Origin of the sequence: Gulosibacter massiliensis (assembly GCF_900626105.1) — a bacterium.
Classification (GTDB): Bacteria; Actinomycetota; Actinomycetes; order Actinomycetales; family Microbacteriaceae; genus Gulosibacter; species Gulosibacter sediminis.
The window spans coordinates 177950-195669 of record NZ_UYZX01000001.1 but is presented as its reverse complement, the minus strand read 5'-3'; the positions used below and the strand labels follow the sequence as shown (position 1 = coordinate 195669).

Annotated in this window: 17 protein-coding genes; all 17 read right to left on the bottom strand. The window is 68.2% G+C overall.

The genetic code is table 11. The annotated features are described in order from the left end of the window. Positions 1-68 precede the first annotated feature (68 nt). Positions 69-1340, bottom strand: a complete 1272-nt coding sequence (gene coaBC / locus EJL01_RS00925; protein WP_125105854.1) for a bifunctional phosphopantothenoylcysteine decarboxylase/phosphopantothenate--cysteine ligase CoaBC — start codon at positions 1338-1340, stop codon at positions 69-71. A gap of 19 nt (positions 1341-1359) precedes the next feature. Continuing rightward, positions 1360-1695, bottom strand: a complete 336-nt coding sequence (rpoZ, locus tag EJL01_RS00920) for a DNA-directed RNA polymerase subunit omega (protein WP_125105853.1) — start codon at positions 1693-1695, stop codon at positions 1360-1362. A gap of 32 nt (positions 1696-1727) precedes the next feature. Next, the gene (gene gmk / locus EJL01_RS00915; protein ID WP_125105852.1) at positions 1728-2633 is read right to left on the bottom strand and encodes a guanylate kinase; all 906 of its coding nucleotides are present in this window, start codon (positions 2631-2633) and stop codon (positions 1728-1730) included. Further along, positions 2630-3535 (bottom strand): orotidine-5'-phosphate decarboxylase, encoded by a 906-nt coding sequence (pyrF, locus tag EJL01_RS00910; protein ID WP_125105851.1) that lies wholly within the window; start codon positions 3533-3535, stop codon positions 2630-2632. The genes gmk and pyrF overlap by 4 nt, the downstream gene beginning before the upstream one ends. Next, positions 3532-6834 carry a carbamoyl-phosphate synthase large subunit gene (gene carB, locus EJL01_RS00905; RefSeq protein WP_125105850.1) on the bottom strand — a complete coding sequence of 1101 codons (3303 nt, stop codon included), beginning with the start codon at positions 6832-6834 and terminating at the stop codon, positions 3532-3534. The genes pyrF and carB overlap by 4 nt, the downstream gene beginning before the upstream one ends. Positions 6835-6848: 14 nt before the next feature. Further along, positions 6849-8003: a glutamine-hydrolyzing carbamoyl-phosphate synthase small subunit gene (carA, locus tag EJL01_RS00900; RefSeq protein WP_125105849.1), complete on the bottom strand. Its 1155-nt coding sequence runs from the start codon at positions 8001-8003 to the stop codon at positions 6849-6851. After that, positions 8000-8521 (bottom strand): PH-like domain-containing protein, encoded by a 522-nt coding sequence (locus tag EJL01_RS00895; protein WP_125105848.1) that lies wholly within the window; start codon positions 8519-8521, stop codon positions 8000-8002. Before EJL01_RS00895 ends, carA begins: the two co-directional genes overlap by 4 nt. Beyond that, positions 8521-9831 carry a dihydroorotase gene (locus EJL01_RS00890; protein ID WP_125105847.1) on the bottom strand — a complete coding sequence of 437 codons (1311 nt, stop codon included), beginning with the start codon at positions 9829-9831 and terminating at the stop codon, positions 8521-8523. The genes EJL01_RS00895 and EJL01_RS00890 overlap by 1 nt, the downstream gene beginning before the upstream one ends. After that, positions 9828-10784: an aspartate carbamoyltransferase catalytic subunit gene (locus tag EJL01_RS00885; RefSeq protein WP_125105846.1), complete on the bottom strand. Its 957-nt coding sequence runs from the start codon at positions 10782-10784 to the stop codon at positions 9828-9830. Before EJL01_RS00885 ends, EJL01_RS00890 begins: the two co-directional genes overlap by 4 nt. Continuing rightward, complete coding sequence (pyrR, locus tag EJL01_RS00880; protein WP_241209067.1) at positions 10781-11335, bottom strand: bifunctional pyr operon transcriptional regulator/uracil phosphoribosyltransferase PyrR; 555 nt, start codon at positions 11333-11335, stop codon at positions 10781-10783. Before pyrR ends, EJL01_RS00885 begins: the two co-directional genes overlap by 4 nt. Positions 11336-11468: 133 nt before the next feature. Then, complete coding sequence (gene nusB / locus EJL01_RS00875) at positions 11469-11888, bottom strand: transcription antitermination factor NusB (RefSeq protein WP_125105844.1); 420 nt, start codon at positions 11886-11888, stop codon at positions 11469-11471. After that, entirely contained in the window at positions 11888-12451 is a 564-nt protein-coding gene (gene efp, locus EJL01_RS00870; RefSeq protein WP_125105843.1) for an elongation factor P, read from the bottom strand. The genes nusB and efp overlap by 1 nt, the downstream gene beginning before the upstream one ends. 85 nt (positions 12452-12536) lie before the next feature. Then, on the bottom strand, positions 12537-13628 hold the full coding sequence (aroB, locus tag EJL01_RS00865; protein ID WP_125105842.1) for a 3-dehydroquinate synthase: 1092 nt from the start codon (positions 13626-13628) through the stop codon (positions 12537-12539). A gap of 8 nt (positions 13629-13636) precedes the next feature. Next, positions 13637-14176 (bottom strand): shikimate kinase, encoded by a 540-nt coding sequence (locus tag EJL01_RS00860; protein WP_125105841.1) that lies wholly within the window; start codon positions 14174-14176, stop codon positions 13637-13639. Continuing rightward, the gene (aroC, locus tag EJL01_RS00855; RefSeq protein WP_125105840.1) at positions 14173-15441 is read right to left on the bottom strand and encodes a chorismate synthase; all 1269 of its coding nucleotides are present in this window, start codon (positions 15439-15441) and stop codon (positions 14173-14175) included. Before aroC ends, EJL01_RS00860 begins: the two co-directional genes overlap by 4 nt. Positions 15442-15453: 12 nt before the next feature. Next, complete coding sequence (locus EJL01_RS00850) at positions 15454-16347, bottom strand: shikimate dehydrogenase family protein (RefSeq protein ID WP_125105839.1); 894 nt, start codon at positions 16345-16347, stop codon at positions 15454-15456. 5 nt (positions 16348-16352) lie between these two features. Next, a complete protein-coding gene (mltG, locus tag EJL01_RS00845) occupies positions 16353-17708 on the bottom strand; it encodes an endolytic transglycosylase MltG (protein WP_125105838.1) in 1356 nt (451 codons plus the stop codon). Positions 17709-17720: the final 12 nt, after the last annotated feature.

The following is a 17720-nucleotide window of genomic DNA, read 5'->3' as shown; positions in this document are numbered from 1 at the left end:
TGGCTCACTTTCCCTAGGAGTGCGCGGCGCCGGGCGCCGCGTGGGAGGACTTGTGTGAAGTGCGAACGCTAGTTCGCGGTGTCGTCGCCGCGTTCGGCCACGACGACGTCAAGGATAGTGTTGGCCACCGACAGCTTGTCGCCGACGTCCTCAGCGAGCACGTCGCCGGCGAGGTTGAGCACCTGAATCTCGGTCTCCTCGCGGCCGAAGGTGTGATCCCAGCCGACTCGGTTGAGCACGAGCAGATCGCTGCCCTTGCGCTTCACCTTGGCGCGCGCGAGTTCGAGCCGGGCCGCGTCGTCGGCCTCGGTCTCGGCCGCGAAGCCAACGATGAGCTGACCTTCGGGTCGCACCTCGACGAGGTTGCGCAGAATGTCGGGGTTCTTCGTGAAGGTGAGCGTCAGGGTGTCGCCCGTCGACTCCTTCTTGATCTTGTCATTCGAGACGCGATCGGGCCGGAAGTCGGCGACTGCCGCGGCCATGATGATGACGTCCTGTTTCGGCGCGAGCTCGGTCGCGGCCGCGGCGAGCTGCTCGGCGCTCGAGACACGCACGAGCTGTACGTCGTCGGGGGTGGCGACCTCGACGTTCGCGGCGATGAGAGTCACCTCGGCACCCCTCGCCGCCGCCCGGGCGGCGAGGGCGACGCCCTGCTTGCCCGAGGAACGGTTGCCCAGATACCGCACTGGGTCGATCGCCTCGCGGGTGCCGCCGGCGGTCACGAGCATCCGGATGCCCGCCAGGTCGCGACCCTGCGCGGCCGCGGCCCGCTCGCGCTCGGCGGTGCGAGCGGCGGCGAGGATCGCCGCGACGATGTCGTCGGGATCGACGAGCCGGCCAGGGCCCTCGTCGGTGCCGGTGAGGCGCCCGGACTCGGGGCCAACGATGGTGACCCCGCGCTCGTCGAGCCGGTGGACGTTCGCCTGGGTCGCGGGGTGCTGCCACATCTCGGTGTGCATCGCGGGCGCTACCACGACCGGGGCACCGGTCGCGAGAATCGTGTTGGTGAGCAGGTCGTCGGCGAGCCCGGCGGCCATCCGCGCAAGCGTGTTCGCCGTCGCGGGCACGACCGCGACGACGTCGGCATGCTGGCCGACCGCGACATGCTGCACCGCATGGACGTTTTCGAACACGTCGCGGCGCAGCGGGTTGCGGCTAATCGCCTCGAACGTCGGCGCACCGACGAACTCGAGGGCCGACGGAGTGGCGATCACCTCGACGTGGTGGCCGAGCAGCACGAGCTGCCGAATGACCGAGACAGCCTTGTAGGCGGCAATACCACCCGAAACACCAACGACGATGCGCCAGCTGGCGGCCGCGTGCTCGTTCGCTGTCGTCATCGTCGCGGTGCGCCTGAGGCTATTCGGACTCGGCGGGGGTGACGTCGTCGTCACCGAAATCGATGATGTCGTCGTCACCGGGCAGAACAATCTCGGGCGCTGCCTGGGGCTCGCGCATGACGAGCTTGTTCTGGTTGATCTCGCGCAGGGCGATCGACAGGGGCTTGTCGTCCACGGCCGAGTCGACGAGCGGGCCGACGTTGTCGTAGATCGCACCGTCCTGCAGGTCGGTGTAGTAGTCGTTGATCTGACGAGCGCGCTTCGAGGCGAAGATCACGAGCTGGTACTTGTTGTCGACGCGCTCGAGCAGGTCGTCGAGCGGCGGGTCGATGATGCCCTTGGGCTTGTCAATCATGGTGCTTCCTTGTATTCAGTCGGCTTCGTGCGTCAGCTTGCGTCGTCTCGGGGAACGTCGAATCCCATGAGGCGGACGACTTCGCCGGCGGCCCTCGGAACGGTTTCGTTGACGACTCGGGCGTCAAACTCGTGCTGCGCGGCCAGTTCCACCTTCGCGGTCTCGAGCCGGCGCTGCTGCTCCTCGGGCGTTTCCGTGCCGCGTCCGATGAGTCGGCGAACCAACTCATCCCATGACGGGGGCAACAAAAACACCAGTCTAGCCTCTGGCATCGCAGCTTTCACCTGTCGCGCGCCCTGAAGGTCAATTTCCAGCAAGACCGGATGCGCGGCCGCGAGCTCGCGGCGGATCGGCGCGGCCGGCGTGCCGTAGCGATACGAGTTGTGCACGGTCGCGTATTCGAGCATCTCGCCCGACTCGACCATGCGGTCAAACTCGGCGTCGTCCACGAAGTAGTAGTCCCGCCCCTCGACCTCACCGGGACGAGGGCTGCGGGTCGTCGCCGAGACCGAGATGTGCACGTCGGGGTAGTGCTCGCGAATGTATCGCGACACCGTGCCTTTGCCCACCGCCGTCGGCCCGGCGAGCACGACGACCCGGGGCGTCGCACCGCTCGCGTGTTCCCATTCCCCGAGCCAGGCGCGCAGCCGCTCGCGCTGATTGCGACCGAGACCGCCGAGGCGCTTGACGGGTGCGATCTGCAGCTCAGCGAGGATGCGTTCGGTCTTCGTGACGCCGATGTGCGGAATCGACCGCAGGAACTGCGTGATGCGCAGCGTCGAGGCCGGATGCTCCCGATCGCCCGCGGCGTCGAGCACGTCGATGGGTCGAGCGGCGCCCGACGAGATGCGGTTCTTCACCTCGGCCCGGGCGCGCCGGGCGGCGACCGCCGCTTTTGAGGCGGCGGAGCGGTCAACGGGAGGCGGGGTCAAAGTCATACGGCGAAGGCGTTCTTCAGGGTGTCGAGTTTCGAGGTGATCGCGTCGTCCAGGCCGGCGAGGCCGCCGTCGAGCATCGAGCGCGATGAAGTAACTATGACATTCTTGGCCGATTTCCCGAAAATCTTCGTGACGTCCTCGAACGCCGCACCCTGCGCGCCGAAGCCCGGCGCGAGGATCGGGGTGTCGGGTTCGGTCGCCAGGTCGTCGACATCGATATCGAGCAGCTGCATGTCGACGGTGGCGCCAAGGACGACACCGACCGAGCCCTTCGCGCGCCCCACCGAGTGCTCGCGGTTCCAGAGCGCCGCGCGCGCGGCGATGCCGCCGGCGACCGAGCGGCCCTCCTGCGAGCCGCGTACGCGGCGAGCGGTCTGCACCGACGCCGACTCGGGGTTCGACGTGGCGGCGAGCACGAACACACCTTTGCCGTACTGCTCGGTCATCTCGAGCGGCTTCCGGAAAGTGTCGAAGCCCTGGTACGGGTTGATCGTCATGGCGTCGGCCTCGAGGGGCATGCCAGGGGTCAGCCACGCCTCCGAGTAAGCCTCGAGGGTCGTACCCACATCGCCGCGCTTCACATCGGCGATCACGATCAGCCCGGCCTGGCGTGCCGCCTCGAAGACATCCTCGAGCACGCGGTACCCGCTCGCGCCGAAGCGCTCGTAGAACGCTACCTGCGGTTTGACGATGCCGACCCGGCCCGCGAGCTTCTCGATGATGCGCAGGCCAAACTCGTGCGCGCCGACCGCGCTCACGGGCAGGTCCCACTTCTGCAGCAGGTGCGTGTGCGGGTCGATGCCGACGCAGAGCCGACCGTAGCGGTCCATCGTGTCGGCGAGGCGCTCACCGAACGAAGGGCCGGTCGATGCCGGTACGGCCGGCTGGGTGGTGTCGCTCATGAGATTGCCTTCCTACGTGCGTTGTAGTCCTGCAGCGGGGTCACGTCGTAGCCATCACGCAGCGCCTGGAAGCTCGCGACCGCGGCTTGCAGCTCCGACATCGTGGTGAAGATGGGGAGGTCGGCCGAGACTGCGGCGGTCCGGATCTCGTAGCCGTCGCCCCGGGAGGCTCCCCCCGAGGGCGTGTTGATGACCATATCGATCTCGCCAGCGTGAATCATGTCAACGATGTTCGGGCGCTCCGTCGGCATCGTCGAGTGCTCGTCGGCGGTGAATTTGCCGACGAGTTCGGCATGGACGCCGTGGCGCGCCAACACCCGGGCGGTGCCCTCGGTGGCGTAGAGCTCGTAGCCGAGATCGACAAGCCGCATGATCGGCGCGACGATGGACCGCTTGTCGCGGTCGTTCACCGACACAAACAGCTTGCCCGACTCGGGAAGTCCGCCATAGGCCGCGATCTGGCTCTTCGCAAAGGCGCGGGGGAAGTCGTTGTCGATGCCCATGACCTCGCCCGTCGAGCGCATCTCGGGCGAGAGCAGCGCGTCGACGATGCTGCCGTCACGGGTGCGGAAGCGCTTGAACGGCAGCACGGCCTCCTTGACCGCGACCGGCGCATCCATCGGCTGGATGGTGCCATCGCCCTCGGCCGCGAGCATGCCCTCGGTGCGCAGCTGCGAGATCGAGTCGCCGACCATGACCCGGCTTGCCGCCTTCGCGAGCTGCACACCGAGCGCCTTCGACACGAACGGCACGGTGCGCGATGCACGCGGGTTCGCCTCGATGACGTACAGTCGGCCGGCGCTAATCGCGAACTGCACGTTGAGCAGGCCCTTGACGCCGATGCCCTCGGCGATCTTCAGCGTGGCGTCGCGGACCTCCTCGAGCACGCGGTTCGAGAGCGTGATCGCGGGAAGCGTGCAGGCCGAGTCGCCCGAGTGGATACCGGCCTCTTCGATGTGCTCCATGATGCCGCCGATGTAGAGCTCGGTGCCGTCGTAGATCGCGTCGACGTCGATCTCGGTGGCGTCGTCGAGGAAGCGGTCGACGAGCAGCGGGTGCGACTTCGAGATGATGACCTGGTTCGCGGTGCGCACGAAGTAGTCGTTGAGCTGCGCCGAGTCGTAGATGATCTCCATGCCGCGACCGCCGAGTACGAAGCTCGGGCGAAGCAACACGGGGTAGCCGATCGACTCGGCGACCTCGTGGGCGGTGGCGGCGTCGACGGCGGTGCCGTTCGCGGGCGCCGCGAGCCCCGCGTTGTCGAGGATCTCAGAAAATAGCCCGCGCTCCTCCGCGAGGTCGATCGCGGCGGGGTCGGTGCCAAGGATCGGCACGCCCGCGGCCTCAAGGCCCTTCGCGAGGCCAAGGGCCGTCTGGCCGCCGAGCTGCACTATCACGCCGAGCAGCTCGCCGCTCGCCCGCTCTGCGTCGACGATCTCAAGCACGTCCTCGAGCGTTAGCGGCTCGAAGTACAGGCGGTCGGAGGTGTCGTAGTCGGTCGAGACCGTTTCGGGGTTGCAGTTCACCATGATGGTCTCGTACCCGGCATCCGAGAGCGCGAAGCTCGCGTGCACGCACGAGTAGTCGAACTCGATGCCTTGCCCGATGCGGTTCGGCCCCGAGCCCAAGATAATGATCTTCTTGCGGTCGCTCGAGGTCACCTCGGTCTCGCTGTCGTAGCTCGAGTAGTGGTACGGCGTGAAGGCCGGGAACTCACCCGCGCAAGTGTCGACCGTCTTGTAGACAGGCACGACGCCGGCGTTGCGGCGGATGGCGCGCACCTCACCCTCGCCGAGCCCGCGAAGCTGCGCAAGCTGGGCATCCGAAAAGCCGTGACGCTTCGCGAGCCGCAGTGTCGGCGCATCCAGGCCCTCGGCCTGCCGCACGTGGTCGGCGACCTCGTTGATGAGCGCGATCTGGTCGATGAACCAGGGGTCGATCTTCGTCGCCTCGAAGACCTGCTCAGGCGTCGCGCCCTTCGCGAGGGCGATCTGCACGTCGACGATGCGGCCGTCAGTCGGAATCGCGATGCTCTCGAGCAGCTCGTCGATGCTGCGCGGATCGTCGCCCCAGGTGAACGACGAGTCGCGCTTCTCGAGCGAGCGCAGCGCCTTTTGCAGCGCCGTCGTGAAGTTGCGGCCGATCGCCATGGCCTCGCCGACTGACTTCATGGTCGTCGTGAGCAGCGGGTCGGCGGCCGGGAACTTCTCGAAGTTAAAGCGCGGCACCTTGACGACGACGTAGTCGAGCGTGGGCTCGAAGCTCGCCGGCGTGACGCGGGTGATGTCGTTCGGAATCTCGTCGAGGCGGTAGCCGATCGCGAGCTTCGCGGCGATCTTCGCGATCGGGAATCCGGTCGCCTTCGAGGCGAGCGCCGACGAGCGCGAGACGCGCGGGTTCATCTCGATGACGATGATGCGACCGGTGGCCGGGTCGATGGCGAACTGGATGTTGCAGCCACCGGTGTCGACGCCGACGCGGCGGATGATGTCGATGCCGATATCGCGGAGGTTCTGGAACTCGACGTCGGTGAGCGTCAGCGCGGGCGCGACGGTGATCGAGTCGCCCGTGTGCACACCCACCGGGTCGAAGTTCTCGATCGAGCAAATGACGACGGTGTTGTCGAAGTTGTCGCGCATGAGCTCAAGCTCATACTCCTTCCACCCGAGGATCGACTCCTCGAGCAGCACCTCGGTGGTCGGCGATGCGAGCAGGCCCTCGCCGACGATGCGCACGAGCTCCTCCTCGGTGTGGGCGAAGCCCGAGCCGAGGCCACCCATCGTGAACGAGGGGCGCACCACGAGCGGGTAGCCGAGGTCGGCCGCGGCCACCTTCGCCTCGTCGATGGTGTGCGCGATGTGCGAACGCGCGACGTCGGCGCCCGCCTCGACGACAAGCTCCTTGAACACCTGGCGGTCTTCACCGCGACGGATCGCGTCGACCTTCGCACCGATGAGCTCGACGCCGTGCTTCGCGAGGATGCCGAGCTCGTCGAGCTCCATGGCCGCGTTCAGGGCCGTCTGGCCGCCGAGCGTCGGAAGGATCGCGTCGGGGCGCTCCTTGATGATGATCTTCTCGATCGCCTCGGGGGTGATCGGCTCGATGTACGTCGCGTCGGCGAAGTCCGGGTCGGTCATGATCGTCGCCGGGTTCGAGTTCACGAGGATGACGCGGATGCCGTCCTCGCGCAGCACGCGGCACGCCTGGGTGCCGGAGTAGTCGAACTCCGCCGCGATGCCGATGACGATCGGGCCGGAACCGATGACAAGGACGCTATTAATGTCGGTGCGCTTTGGCATGTATTCGTCGGCTCCTAGTTGTTCGTCGCGGGGGTCGTGTTGCCGAGCACGAGGTCTCGGAAGCGGAGGAAGAGGGCGGCCGCGTCGTGCGGACCGCTCGCGGCCTCGGGGTGGAACTGCACCGAGAAGGCGGGGATGTCGAGGCAGCGCAGGCCCTCGACCACCTGGTCGTTGAGGCCAATGTGGCTCACCTCGACGCGGCCGAAGCCGGCGGGCGATTCGACGGGCTCACCAATCGGGATGTCGACCGCGAAGCCGTGGTTCTGCGCCGTGATCTCGACGCGGCCGGTCTCGGTGTCGAGCACGGGCTGGTTGATGCCGCGGTGGCCGAACGGCAGCTTGTAGGTGCCGAAGCCGAGCGCGCGCCCGAGCAGCTGGTTGCCGAAGCAGATACCCATGAAGGGCAGGCCATCCCGCAGCAGCTCGGCGAGCAGCTCAACCTGCTGCTGATTCGCCTCGGGGTCGCCGGGGCCGTTCGAGTAGAAGAGCGCGTCGACGCCGAGCGCGCGCACGTCGTCGGCCGTCACGTTCGCCGGCAGCACGTGCACGTCGAACCCGGCCGTGTTGAGGTTGCGGATCGTGGCGAGCTTGATGCCGAGGTCGAGCAGCGCGACCTTGCCGAGCGCGTCGCCGTCGTTCGTGTGCTCGCTCAGGTACGCGGCCTCGGTCGTCACCTTGTCGGAGAGGTACTGGCCGGCCATCGACGGCTGGGCGCGCACCTGCTCGAGTTGGGCCTCCGGCGAGTCGTTGTAGGCGTCGCCCGAGAAGATGCCCGAGCGCATCGCGCCCTCGCTGCGGATGCGACGCGTCAGGGCGCGAGTGTCGACCTCGGAGATGCCGACGATGCCCTGCTCGTCGAGCGCGTCCTCGAGGTCGCCCGTCGCGCGCCAGTTCGAGACGACGCGGCTCGGGTCGCGCACGACGTAGCCCTCGACCCAGTAGCGGTCGGATTCCATGTCGGTGGGGTTCACGCCGGTGTTGCCGATGTGCGGCGCCGTCTGCACGACGATCTGCCCCGCGTAGCTCGGGTCGGTCAGGGTCTCCTGGTAGCCGGTCATGCCGGTCGTAAACACGAGCTCTCCGAGTCGTGCGCCCCGTGCACCGTAGGCCAGGCCCTCGTAACGGGCGCCGTCTTCAAGAACGAGTACGGCAGGTTCGGTGGTGATCATGCGGTCTCCTGGGTGGTGGGTGCGGGTTCAATGAGGTCGCCGATGCGGGCGATGAGCTTTTCGCGGTGCTCGGGGTTGACGACGCGCAGGTACGTCTCGACCGAGTGGTCCGGGTCGAGCAGCCAGCGCACGACGATCAGGCCATCGCGCTCGACGGCGCGGTCGATCGTCGCCTGCGCGACCGCAACGGTCTCAAGCTTGTTGACGGGGATGAAGAAGGCGTCCTCGCCGGCGATACCGACCGCGAGGCCGTCGGAGTGCACCTCGACGGTGGCGCGGCCGCGGTAGGCAAGCGGGCGCACCGCGATGCGGTCGAGTGCGTTGCCCGTCGTCGAGGTCGCGACGTAGTGGGCGTCGTCAACCGCGAAGCGCGGCTCGCCGAGGCCCTCGGGTAGGGCATCCGGAGTGCCGAGGGCGGTCTGCGTTCGCTGTCGTCGTCGCCAGCCGAGGGCCATGGCACCAACGATGATGGCGCAGACCGCAAGGATGCACGAAGTGGCGATGATCGGACCGGGCATTAGGACTCCTCCCCCGGAATAACGACGTTGCCTTCGCGCAGCGTGGGGACGCCGCGGAAGATCGTGGTGGTGACCGCGCCCGGCAAGTGCATGCCAAGGAACGGCGAGTTGGTGGACTTGCCCGCGAGGTCAGCCTCGGTGAATTCTCCCCCGGCCGACGGATCGAAGGCGGTGAGGTTCGCGGGCTCGCCGACGGCGATGGGGCGGCCGGCGTCGTCGGCGCGGCCGATGCGAGCCGGTGCCTCGCTCATGATGCGCGCGACGTCCTGCCACGTGATGGTGCCGGGCTCGACCATGGTCGCGTACACGACACGCAGGGCCGACTCGAGGCCGACCATGCCCATCGCGGCGAAGTCCCACTCGCGCTCCTTGGCATCTCGCGGATGCGGGGCGTGGTCGGTCGCGACGGCGTCGATCGTGCCGTCAGCGAGGGCGGCGCGCAGCGCCACCACATCGGCGTCGGTGCGCAGCGGCGGGTTCACCTTGAAGCGGGCGTCGAAGCCGCGCACGCGCTCCTCGGTCAGGATGAGGTGGTGCGGGGTCACCTCGGCGGTGATGTCGATGCCGCGGGCCTTCGCCCAGCGCACTACCTCGATCGCGGCCTCGGTCGAGACGTGGCAGACGTGCACGCGGGAGCCGGTCTGCTCGGCGAGCAGCGCATCACGCGCGATGATCGACGATTCGGCGACGGCGGGCCAGCCGCCGAGGCCAAGCTCGGCCGAAACGGCGCCTTCGTTCATCTGCGCGCCGACCGTGAGCTTCGGCTCCTGGGCGTGCTGCGCGACGACGCCGTCGAAGGCCCGCACGTACTCGAGCGCGCGCCGCATGATGAGCGGGTCAAACACGCAGTCACCGTCGTCAGAGAACACGCGCACGCCGGCACGCGAGTCGGCCATCGAGCCGAGCTCGGCGAGCTGCTCGCCCGCGCGGCTCACCGTGACCGCGCCGATGGGACGCACGTCGGCCAGGCCGGCGTCTCGGCCGAGGGCCCAGACCGCCTCAACGACGCCCGCGGTGTCCTGCACCGGTGAGGTGTTCGCCATCGCAAAGATCGTGGTGAAGCCGCCCTTCGCGGCGGCGCGGGAGCCCGTGGCGACGGTCTCGGAGGACTCGAAGCCGGGCTCACGCAGGTGCACGTGGAGGTCGACGAGCCCGGGCAGCAGCACCTGACCGCGGAGATCGATCGTCTCGGCACCCTCGGGCGCGGTGATGGTGCCGGGCTCGGCCACCTCGCGGATCACACCGTCGACGATGAGCAGGTCGCGCGGTTGCTCGCCATACGGCTGCGCCCCGGTCAGCAGAAGGGTCATTTGTCGCCAGCCTCTCGAGCTCCGGAGCAAAGTAGGTACAGTGCGGCCATCCGCACGCTCACGCCGTTTGCGACCTGCGCGAGCACGGTCGACTGCGGCGAATCCGCGGCGACCGAGGAGATCTCGAGGCCACGGTTCATTGGGCCCGGGTGCATGATCAGCGTGTCGCCACCGAGCCGCTCGAAGCGGGCGGCGTTCAGGCCCCACATCCGAGCGTACTCGCGTGTGTGGGGGAAGTAGGCGTCGCGCATCCGCTCGCCCTGGATGCGCAGCAGCATCACCGCGTCGGGGCGGGTCGCGAGCACGGCGTCGAGGTCGTAGCTGACCTCGGCTGGCCAGTGCGAGGTGTCCGACGGCAGGAGCGTCGGCGGCGCGACGAGCGTGACGCGCGCGCCGAGCGTCGTGAGTAGCCACACGTTCGACCGGGCGACGCGGGAGTGCAGGATGTCGCCGACGATGACGACGTGGACGCCGTCGAGGTCGTGCCCCCGCGCGGCGTCGCCGTGCAGGCGCTCGCGGAGCGTGTAGGCGTCGAGGAGCGCCTGGGTGGGGTGCTCGTGCATGCCGTCGCCGGCGTTCAGCACGGGCGCGTCGATCCAGTCACGGTCGGCGAGCAGCTGCGGTGCGCCAGAGGAGGGGTGGCGAATCACCACGGCGTCGGCGCCGATCGCGTGCAGCGTCTGGGCGGTGTCCTTGAGCGACTCTCCCTTCGAGACGCTCGACCCCTTGGCGGCGAAGTTAATGACGTCGGCACTGAGGCGCTTTTCGGCGGCCTCGAAGGAGATGCGCGTGCGCGTTGAGTCCTCGTAGAACAGGTTGACGACCGTGATCCCGCGCAGGGCAGGCAGCTTCTTCACCTCTCGACGCTGGGTCGCGGCCATGTCGGCGGCGGTGTCGAGCAGCAGCAGGGCGTCGTCGCGGCTCAGGTCGCGGGTCGAGATGAGGTGCTTCACGCGCGACCCCCATCGGTGATGACGACGCGATCGGCGCCGTCGATTTCGCGCAGCTCGACCGAGATGCGCTCGCTGCGCGCGGAGGGCAGGTTGCGGCCGACAAAGTCGGCCCGAATCGGCAGCTCGCGGTGGCCGCGGTCGACGAGCACCGCAAGCTGCACCACCCGCGGGCGGCCGAGGTCGCTGAGCGCGTCGAGCGCGGCTCGCACGGTACGGCCCGAGAACAGCACGTCGTCGACGAGCACGACGGTCTTGCCGTCAATGCCGCTGAGCGGGATGCGCGTCGGGTGCGACTCGGTGAGGGGCCGGCTGCGCAGGTCGTCGCGATACGGGGTGATATCGATCTCGCCGACGAACTCGTCGACGGAGCCCTCGCGGTGCTCGATGCGGGCGATCAACTCGCCGAGACGGCGAGCGAGGGGCACGCCGCGAGTGGGGATGCCGAGGAGGATGACTTCCTCGCCACCAGCGTTGGCTTCGAGAATCTCGTGTGAAATCCGTTTCAGGACACGTTCGACGTCGTCGGACTGGAGCACTTCGCGTTCCGTCACGTTCGACCCCCTTCTCCGCCTCTCTGGACGGCTCATTAAAGGACGATCTACCGGCGTCTATCTTACCTCGAATGCGAACGCGCCGTGCCCCGAGCCAGACTCGGGTGCACGGCGCGGTGAAGGGATGCGCTGGTTACGCGGTGGCGTTGCCATCGGCGATCGTGCCGAGCACGCCGCTAATAAAGCGCGAGGAGTCGTCGGTCGAGTACTCCCCCGCCGCCGTGATCGCCTCGTTGATGGCGACCTCGGCCGGCACCTCGCCGTTATAGATGATTTCCCACACGCCGATGCGCAGGATCGCGGCGTCGACGCTCGGCATGCGCTCGAGGGTCCAGCCGTTCGCCGTCGCCTCAATGCGTGTGTCAATGTCGTGCTCGTGCTCGAGGTAGCCCTCGATGATCTCGCGCGCATAGCGCCACGAGGCCTCGCGTTCGGGCTCGTGCAGCGCCTTGGCCTGCTCTTCGGCGAGCACGTCGCGCAGCTCGCGCTCCATGACATCGGCCACGAACAGCATGTCCATGGCCCGCTTGCGGGCCTTGGTGCGGGCGCTCACTAGTCGTTCACGCGGCCCAGGTAGTCACCCGTGCGGGTGTCCACCTTGACGCGGGTGCCCTGGTTCACGAACAGAGGCACCTGGATCTCGGCGCCGGTCTCGACGGTTGCGGGCTTCGTGCCGGCGTTCGAACGGTCGCCTTGCAGGCCGGGCTCGGTGTAGGTGATCTCGAGCACGACCGAGGCCGGCATCTCGATGTAGAGGGGCTCGCCCTGGTACATGGCGATCTGAACTTCCTGCTGCTCGAGCAGGAACTTCGCGCCGTCGCCGACGATCGTCGACGGGACGGTGAGCTGGTCGTAATCGGACTGGTCCATGAAGACGAAGCCATCGCCGTCCTGGTAGAGGTACTGGAAGTCGCGGCGGTCGACGATCGCGGTCTCGATCTTCGAACCTGCGTTGAACGTGCGGTCGACCGTCTTGCCCTGGACGATGTTCTTCAGCTTCGTGCGCACGAAGGCGCCACCCTTGCCGGGCTTGACGTGCTGGAACTCGATTACCTGCCAGAGCTGACCGTCGATGATCAGCACGATCCCGTTCTTGATATCAGCGGTGGTTGCCATCTGAGTTTCCTTTCAAATTTTCGACGCTCTAGCATAGCGCGCCCGTACCCGCGACCGTTCGCCGCGCGGTTGCGCCCTCGAGCGGTTAGGAGGCGATCTCCTGGTAGGCCGCAAAGAGCAGGCTCTCGTCGGGCGCGGTCATGATCGTGGGGTGGCCGATGTCGTCGAGCACGACGAAACGCAACAGCTTGCCGCGCGCCTTCTTATCGCGGTGCATCACCGACAGCAGGGTCGCCCAGCGGTCGGCCGGGTACCCGGTCGGCAGGCCGAGCAGCTTGAGGATGCGCAGGTGCCGGTCGGCTGCCGCGTCGCTGAGCCGGCCCGAGAGCCGGGCAAGCTCGGCCGCGTAGTGCATGCCGATCGCGACGGCGGCGCCGTGGCGCCACTGGTACCGCTCGGTGTGCTCGATCGCGTGTCCGAGCGTGTGCCCATAGTTGAGCATCTCGCGGCCACCGCTCTCGCGAAGGTCGGCCGCGGTCACCTCGAGCTTGTACTGGATCGACAGCTCGAGGATGCGCCGGAACTCGTCGCTCGTCGGGTCGGTCGCGCGCTCGGGGTCGGCCTCGATGAGGTCGAGGATCTCGGGCGAGTGAATGAAGCCGACCTTGACCGCCTCGGTAAAGCCGGTGACGAGCTCGTTGCGCGGTAGCTGGTCGAGCACGTCGAGGTCGGCGACGACGCCGACCGGCGGGTGGAACGCGCCCACCATGTTCTTGCCCTCGTTCGTGTTGATGCCGGTCTTGCCGCCAATCGAGGCGTCGACCATGCCGAGCACCGTGGTGGGCACCTGCACAACGCGCACGCCGCGCAGCCATGAGGCCGCGACCCAGCCGGCGAGGTCGGTGGTCGCGCCGCCGCCGAGGCCGATAATCGCGTCGGTGCGGGTGAAGTCGCTCTGGCCGAGCAGCTGCCACAGCCACTCCGCGACCTGCGCACGCTTCGCGTCTTCCGCATCCGGAATCTCGGCCATGAGCACGCGTCGGAAGTGCGGCGTGAGCTGCATCCGCAGTTGCTCGGCGATCGCGCCAAGCGACGGCTGGTGGATGATGAATACCTGCTCAGCCGTGTCGCCGAGCAATTTCGGCAGGTGTTGGTCAAGATTCGCGATCAGTCCTCGCCCCACGAGCACGGGCCCGTGCGGGCCCTCGACCTCGAGCGTGGTGATGTCGTTGGTCACGAATTCTCCTAGTTGTCGGCTTGTGTGGGGCTGGAATTGCGGATGAGCGGCGAACCGATGCGCTTGAGGTAGCGATGCACCTCGTTCGAGACCTGCCACATGGGGCGAAAGCTCGTGTCGACCGTGAGGTGCGCGAGCCGCTCGTAGATTTCGCGGCGGGCCTCGTAGGTCGCAACCCACGAGTCGATGCCGTTGAGCAGCGGCCGGTTCGTCTTGCCGCTGATGCGCTCGCTGATTGCCTCGGGCGAGGCGACGAGCAGTACGACGGTGTGTTCGCCGCTTGCAAGCTGCGTCTGGGTGTCCTCGTTGAGAATCGCGCCGCCGCCGAGTGAGACCACCTCGTAGGCCGCGAGGGCCGCGTGCACAGTGTTGCGCTCGATGCGGCGAAACTCTTGCTCGCCGTGTTCGGGAATGAACTGGGCAATCGCGCCGTGCTCGCGTGCAATGAGTTTGTCGGTGTCGGCATAGGTGGCCCCGAGCTTGCGCGCGAGCCGCTTGCCGACCCGGGTCTTACCGGCCGCGGGCGGCCCGATGAACACGAGGCTCATACGCGCCACTCGCTGCGCGAGTCGCCCATCGGCGTCTCGTCGACCTCCTCATCGACCGCGTCGGGGTCGACGAGTTCGGGGTTCGTGTGCAGGTGATCGGGGATCGACGCGAGGTAGCTGCCGAGGTTGCGGCGCACCTCCTCGAGCGAATCGCCGCCGAACTTCTCGACGACGGCGTTCGCGAGTACGAGCGCCGTCATGGCCTCGGCGACGACGCCCGAGGCGGGCACGGCCGTGACGTCAGAACGCTGGTGGTGCGCGGTGGCGTTCTGGCCGGTGGCGACATCGACGGTGTGCAGCGCCCGGGGCACCGTCGCGATCGGCTTCATACCGACGCGAACGCGGAGCACGCCGCCCGTCGTCATGCCGCCCTCGATACCGCCGGCGCGGTCGGAGGAGCGGTGAATCTCGCCCTCGACCGCGTAGAGCGGGTCGTGCGCCGCGGTGCCCGGGCGGCGGGTCGTCTCGATGCCGTCGCCGACCTCGACCGACTTGATCGCCTGGATGCTCATGAGCGCTCCTGCGAGGCGGCTGTCGAGACGGCGGTCCCAGTGGACGTACGAGCCGAGCCCCGGAGGCAGGCCGTAGACGAGCACCTCGGTGAGACCGCCGATGGTGTCGCCCGTGTGGCGAATCTCGTCGATGCGCGCCACCATGGCGGCACTCGTCGCCTCATCGACGCAGCGCACCGGGTCGGCGTCGAGCCGCTCGACGTCGTCGGGCAGTGGCCGGGGTGCGTCATCGGGCAGGGCGACGTCGCCGATCGAGACGGTGTGGCTGACGGTGCTGATGCCGAGCTCGGCGAGGAACTTCTTCGCGACGGCCCCGAGTGCGACGCGGGCGGCGGTCTCGCGGGCGCTCGCGCGCTCGAGGGCGGGACGCGACTCCTCGAAGCCGTACTTCTGCATGCCGACGAGGTCGGCGTGACCGGGTCGGGGGCGGGTGAGGCGCGTGCCGCGGCCGGTCTCGAACACCTCGGGCCCGACAGGCTCGGGGCTCATGACCTCGGTCCACTTCGGCCACTCGGTGTTCTGAATGCGAATGCCAAGGGGCGACCCGATCGTCACGCCGTGCCGCACGCCCGACGAGAGCGTGAGTTCGTCGGCCTCAAACTTCATGCGGCCGCCACGGCCATAGCCGAGTTTGCGGCGCGCGAGGTCGGCCTGCACCTCGGCCTTGGAAATGGGGACGCCGGCGGGCAGTCCCTCAAGAACAGCGAGCAGTTCGGGGCCGTGAGACTCCCCCGCGGTCAGCCAACGAAGCATTCCCCCATTCTCTCACGACAGCGCGGCGCGCATTGCCTCGACGACCTCGGCCTCGTTCGGCAGCGGCTCGTCGATCGTGTCGCCGCCGAACAGCCGCACTTGGAGTACCGCTTGGTGGAGCAACATGTCGAGGCCGGTGACCACCGGAGCGCTGGCGTCCTGCCACCGCTCAGCGAGCGGCGTTGGCCAAGGGTGATAGGCCGCCGAGAGCAGCGCGGCGCCCGCGGGCACGGGGCCGATGTCGTTGGCCAGCACGTAGCCCCCAGGCACGGTATCGCCGACGAACGCCGTGTCGCCACCGAGCACCCAGTCCGCGAGCGTGCGGCCGGTGACGCCGTCGCCGAGGCGCTCGGCGAGGGCCTCCGCCCGCTCGGGGCGACGCGCGTAGACCTCAATCCGCGAGGCGCCGAGGCGCTGGGCGGCAATCGCGACGCTCGCCGCGGTCTCCCCCGCGCCGAGCACGTGGGCGACACCTTCAATGCGCTCGAGGCCGCGTTCGCCAAAGGCCCGGACAATACCCGGGATGTCGGTGTTCTCACCCCGCGCGGGGGCGCCCGGCTCGAGCGAATCGAAGACGAGCGTGTTCACGGCGCCGCTGCGCCGCGCATCCGCACTCACCTCGCTCGCGAACGCGAGCGCTTCGGCTTTGAGCGGCGCCGTCACCGAGAAACCGCGCCAGCCCTGGCTGCGCGCGTCGAGCGCAGCCGCGAGCTGTCCAGCAGGGATGCGCCACCGGGAATACTCCCACCGGCGCCCGAGCGCGCGGTACGCCGCGAGCTGCAGCTGCGGCGACCGCGAATGGCCGACGGGGTCGCCGAGCACGGCGAGCCGCTGCGAACCGATGCCGCGCGGTGGCTCGCTATCGTTGAAGCCCTCGGGCACCACGGGGTAGCGTTCGTTCGTCATGCGGGCTATCCGTAGTCCGGGTGCTCTTCCATCCAGGCGAGCCACTGGTTGACCGCCTGCTGGTGTTGCTCGTAGGTCTCCGAGAACACCGTTTCGCCCGTCTCGAGGTTGACGGTGACGAAGTAGAGCCAGGGGCCGTCGGCCGGATTCATCGCGGCGTCGATCGCGGTGTCGCCCGGGTTCGAGATCGGACCGGGAATCATGCCCGTGTGCACGTAGGTGTTGTACGGGTTGTCCTCATTGTTGCGCTCGTCGTCGGTCGTCGCGGCCCGGTCGTACTCGCCGGTGCCATACGTCACCGTCGCGTCGGACTGGAGCGGCATGTCGATGTCGAGGCGGTTGTAGAAGACGCGCGCGACCTTGTAGAAGTCCTCGGTGATGCGCGCCTCCTTCTCGACGAGTGAGGCCATGCGGATGATGTCCCACACCTGGTCGTCGGGCACGCCGGCCGCGTCGAGTGACTGGTAGGTGCGGTCGACCATCGTCTGCAGCACCGTCGTCGCGTCGACGCCGGGTTCGAACGTGTAGGTGGCGGGGAATAGGAACCCCTCCAAGCTCTCGGCCTCGTCGGGCAGGCCGAACGATTGGGGGTCTTTCGCCGCGGCTTGGAGCTCGTCGACCGAGATGCCGACGTTCGACTCGACGAGGGTATAGATGTCAGACGCGACCGTGCCCTCGGGAATCGTCACGGTGTTTTCGATGCGCGCCGTGTCGTCGGTGAGCACCTCGAGCGCCGAGGCCGCGCTCATTTCCTCCTCGAGCCCGTAGGTGCCCGGGTAGAACTGCGGCTCTTCGGTCTGCGACGTGACTTCGCGGATGAACGCGGTCGACTCCTTGATCACGCCCTTCTCCTGCAGCCGGGTCGCGATCGTCGTGCCGGTGTCGCCCTCAAGAATGCTGAAGTCGACCTCGGTGCCGTTGCCGGTGCCCTCAAAGTCGTCATTGTGGATGCCAAACATGCCGAGAATGCGGTCGCCGACGAGCTGCCAACCCCAGAACGCGCCGCCGACGAGCACGAGCAATGCCACGAGCATCGCGATCCAACCGCGTCCACGGCGACGCCGACCGCGACCGCGACCCTTCGACGACCGCTCGTCGATCGTCGAACTGAAGATCTCGGCAACGGGGTCGTGGTCGGCTGCCTCAGCGCGCGAGGGCGGCGTTGACGAGGGCTGCGGTGCGCCAGCTGGCTCGGTTTGCGACCCTGCCGGGGCTGATGCCGCAGCCGCCGAGACGTCGAGCGGCCCGGTGTTCTGCGCCTTCAGCTCACGCGCGAGTCGTTCCCGCTCACGCTCTCGAGCCTCACGTCGCGTGATCGGCTGCTGATCATCGGCAGGCTGCTGGTGATCTTCGTTGGTCACGAGGCTCCTCGC

Coding starts and splice junctions, on each gene's coding strand:
- coaBC (WP_125105854.1), bottom strand. CDS start 1,340: ATGACGACAGCGAACGAGCACGCGGCCGCCAGCTGGCGCATCGTCGTT.
- rpoZ (WP_125105853.1), bottom strand. CDS start 1,695: ATGATTGACAAGCCCAAGGGCATCATCGACCCGCCGCTCGACGACCTG.
- gmk (WP_125105852.1), bottom strand. CDS start 2,633: ATGACTTTGACCCCGCCTCCCGTTGACCGCTCCGCCGCCTCAAAAGCG.
- pyrF (WP_125105851.1), bottom strand. CDS start 3,535: ATGAGCGACACCACCCAGCCGGCCGTACCGGCATCGACCGGCCCTTCG.
- carB (WP_125105850.1), bottom strand. CDS start 6,834: ATGCCAAAGCGCACCGACATTAATAGCGTCCTTGTCATCGGTTCCGGC.
- carA (WP_125105849.1), bottom strand. CDS start 8,003: ATGATCACCACCGAACCTGCCGTACTCGTTCTTGAAGACGGCGCCCGT.
- EJL01_RS00895 (WP_125105848.1), bottom strand. CDS start 8,521: ATGCCCGGTCCGATCATCGCCACTTCGTGCATCCTTGCGGTCTGCGCC.
- EJL01_RS00890 (WP_125105847.1), bottom strand. CDS start 9,831: ATGACCCTTCTGCTGACCGGGGCGCAGCCGTATGGCGAGCAACCGCGC.
- efp (WP_125105843.1), bottom strand. CDS start 12,451: ATGGCAACCACCGCTGATATCAAGAACGGGATCGTGCTGATCATCGAC.
- EJL01_RS00860 (WP_125105841.1), bottom strand. CDS start 14,176: ATGAGCCTCGTGTTCATCGGGCCGCCCGCGGCCGGTAAGACCCGGGTC.
- aroC (WP_125105840.1), bottom strand. CDS start 15,441: ATGCTTCGTTGGCTGACCGCGGGGGAGTCTCACGGCCCCGAACTGCTC.
- EJL01_RS00850 (WP_125105839.1), bottom strand. CDS start 16,347: ATGACGAACGAACGCTACCCCGTGGTGCCCGAGGGCTTCAACGATAGC.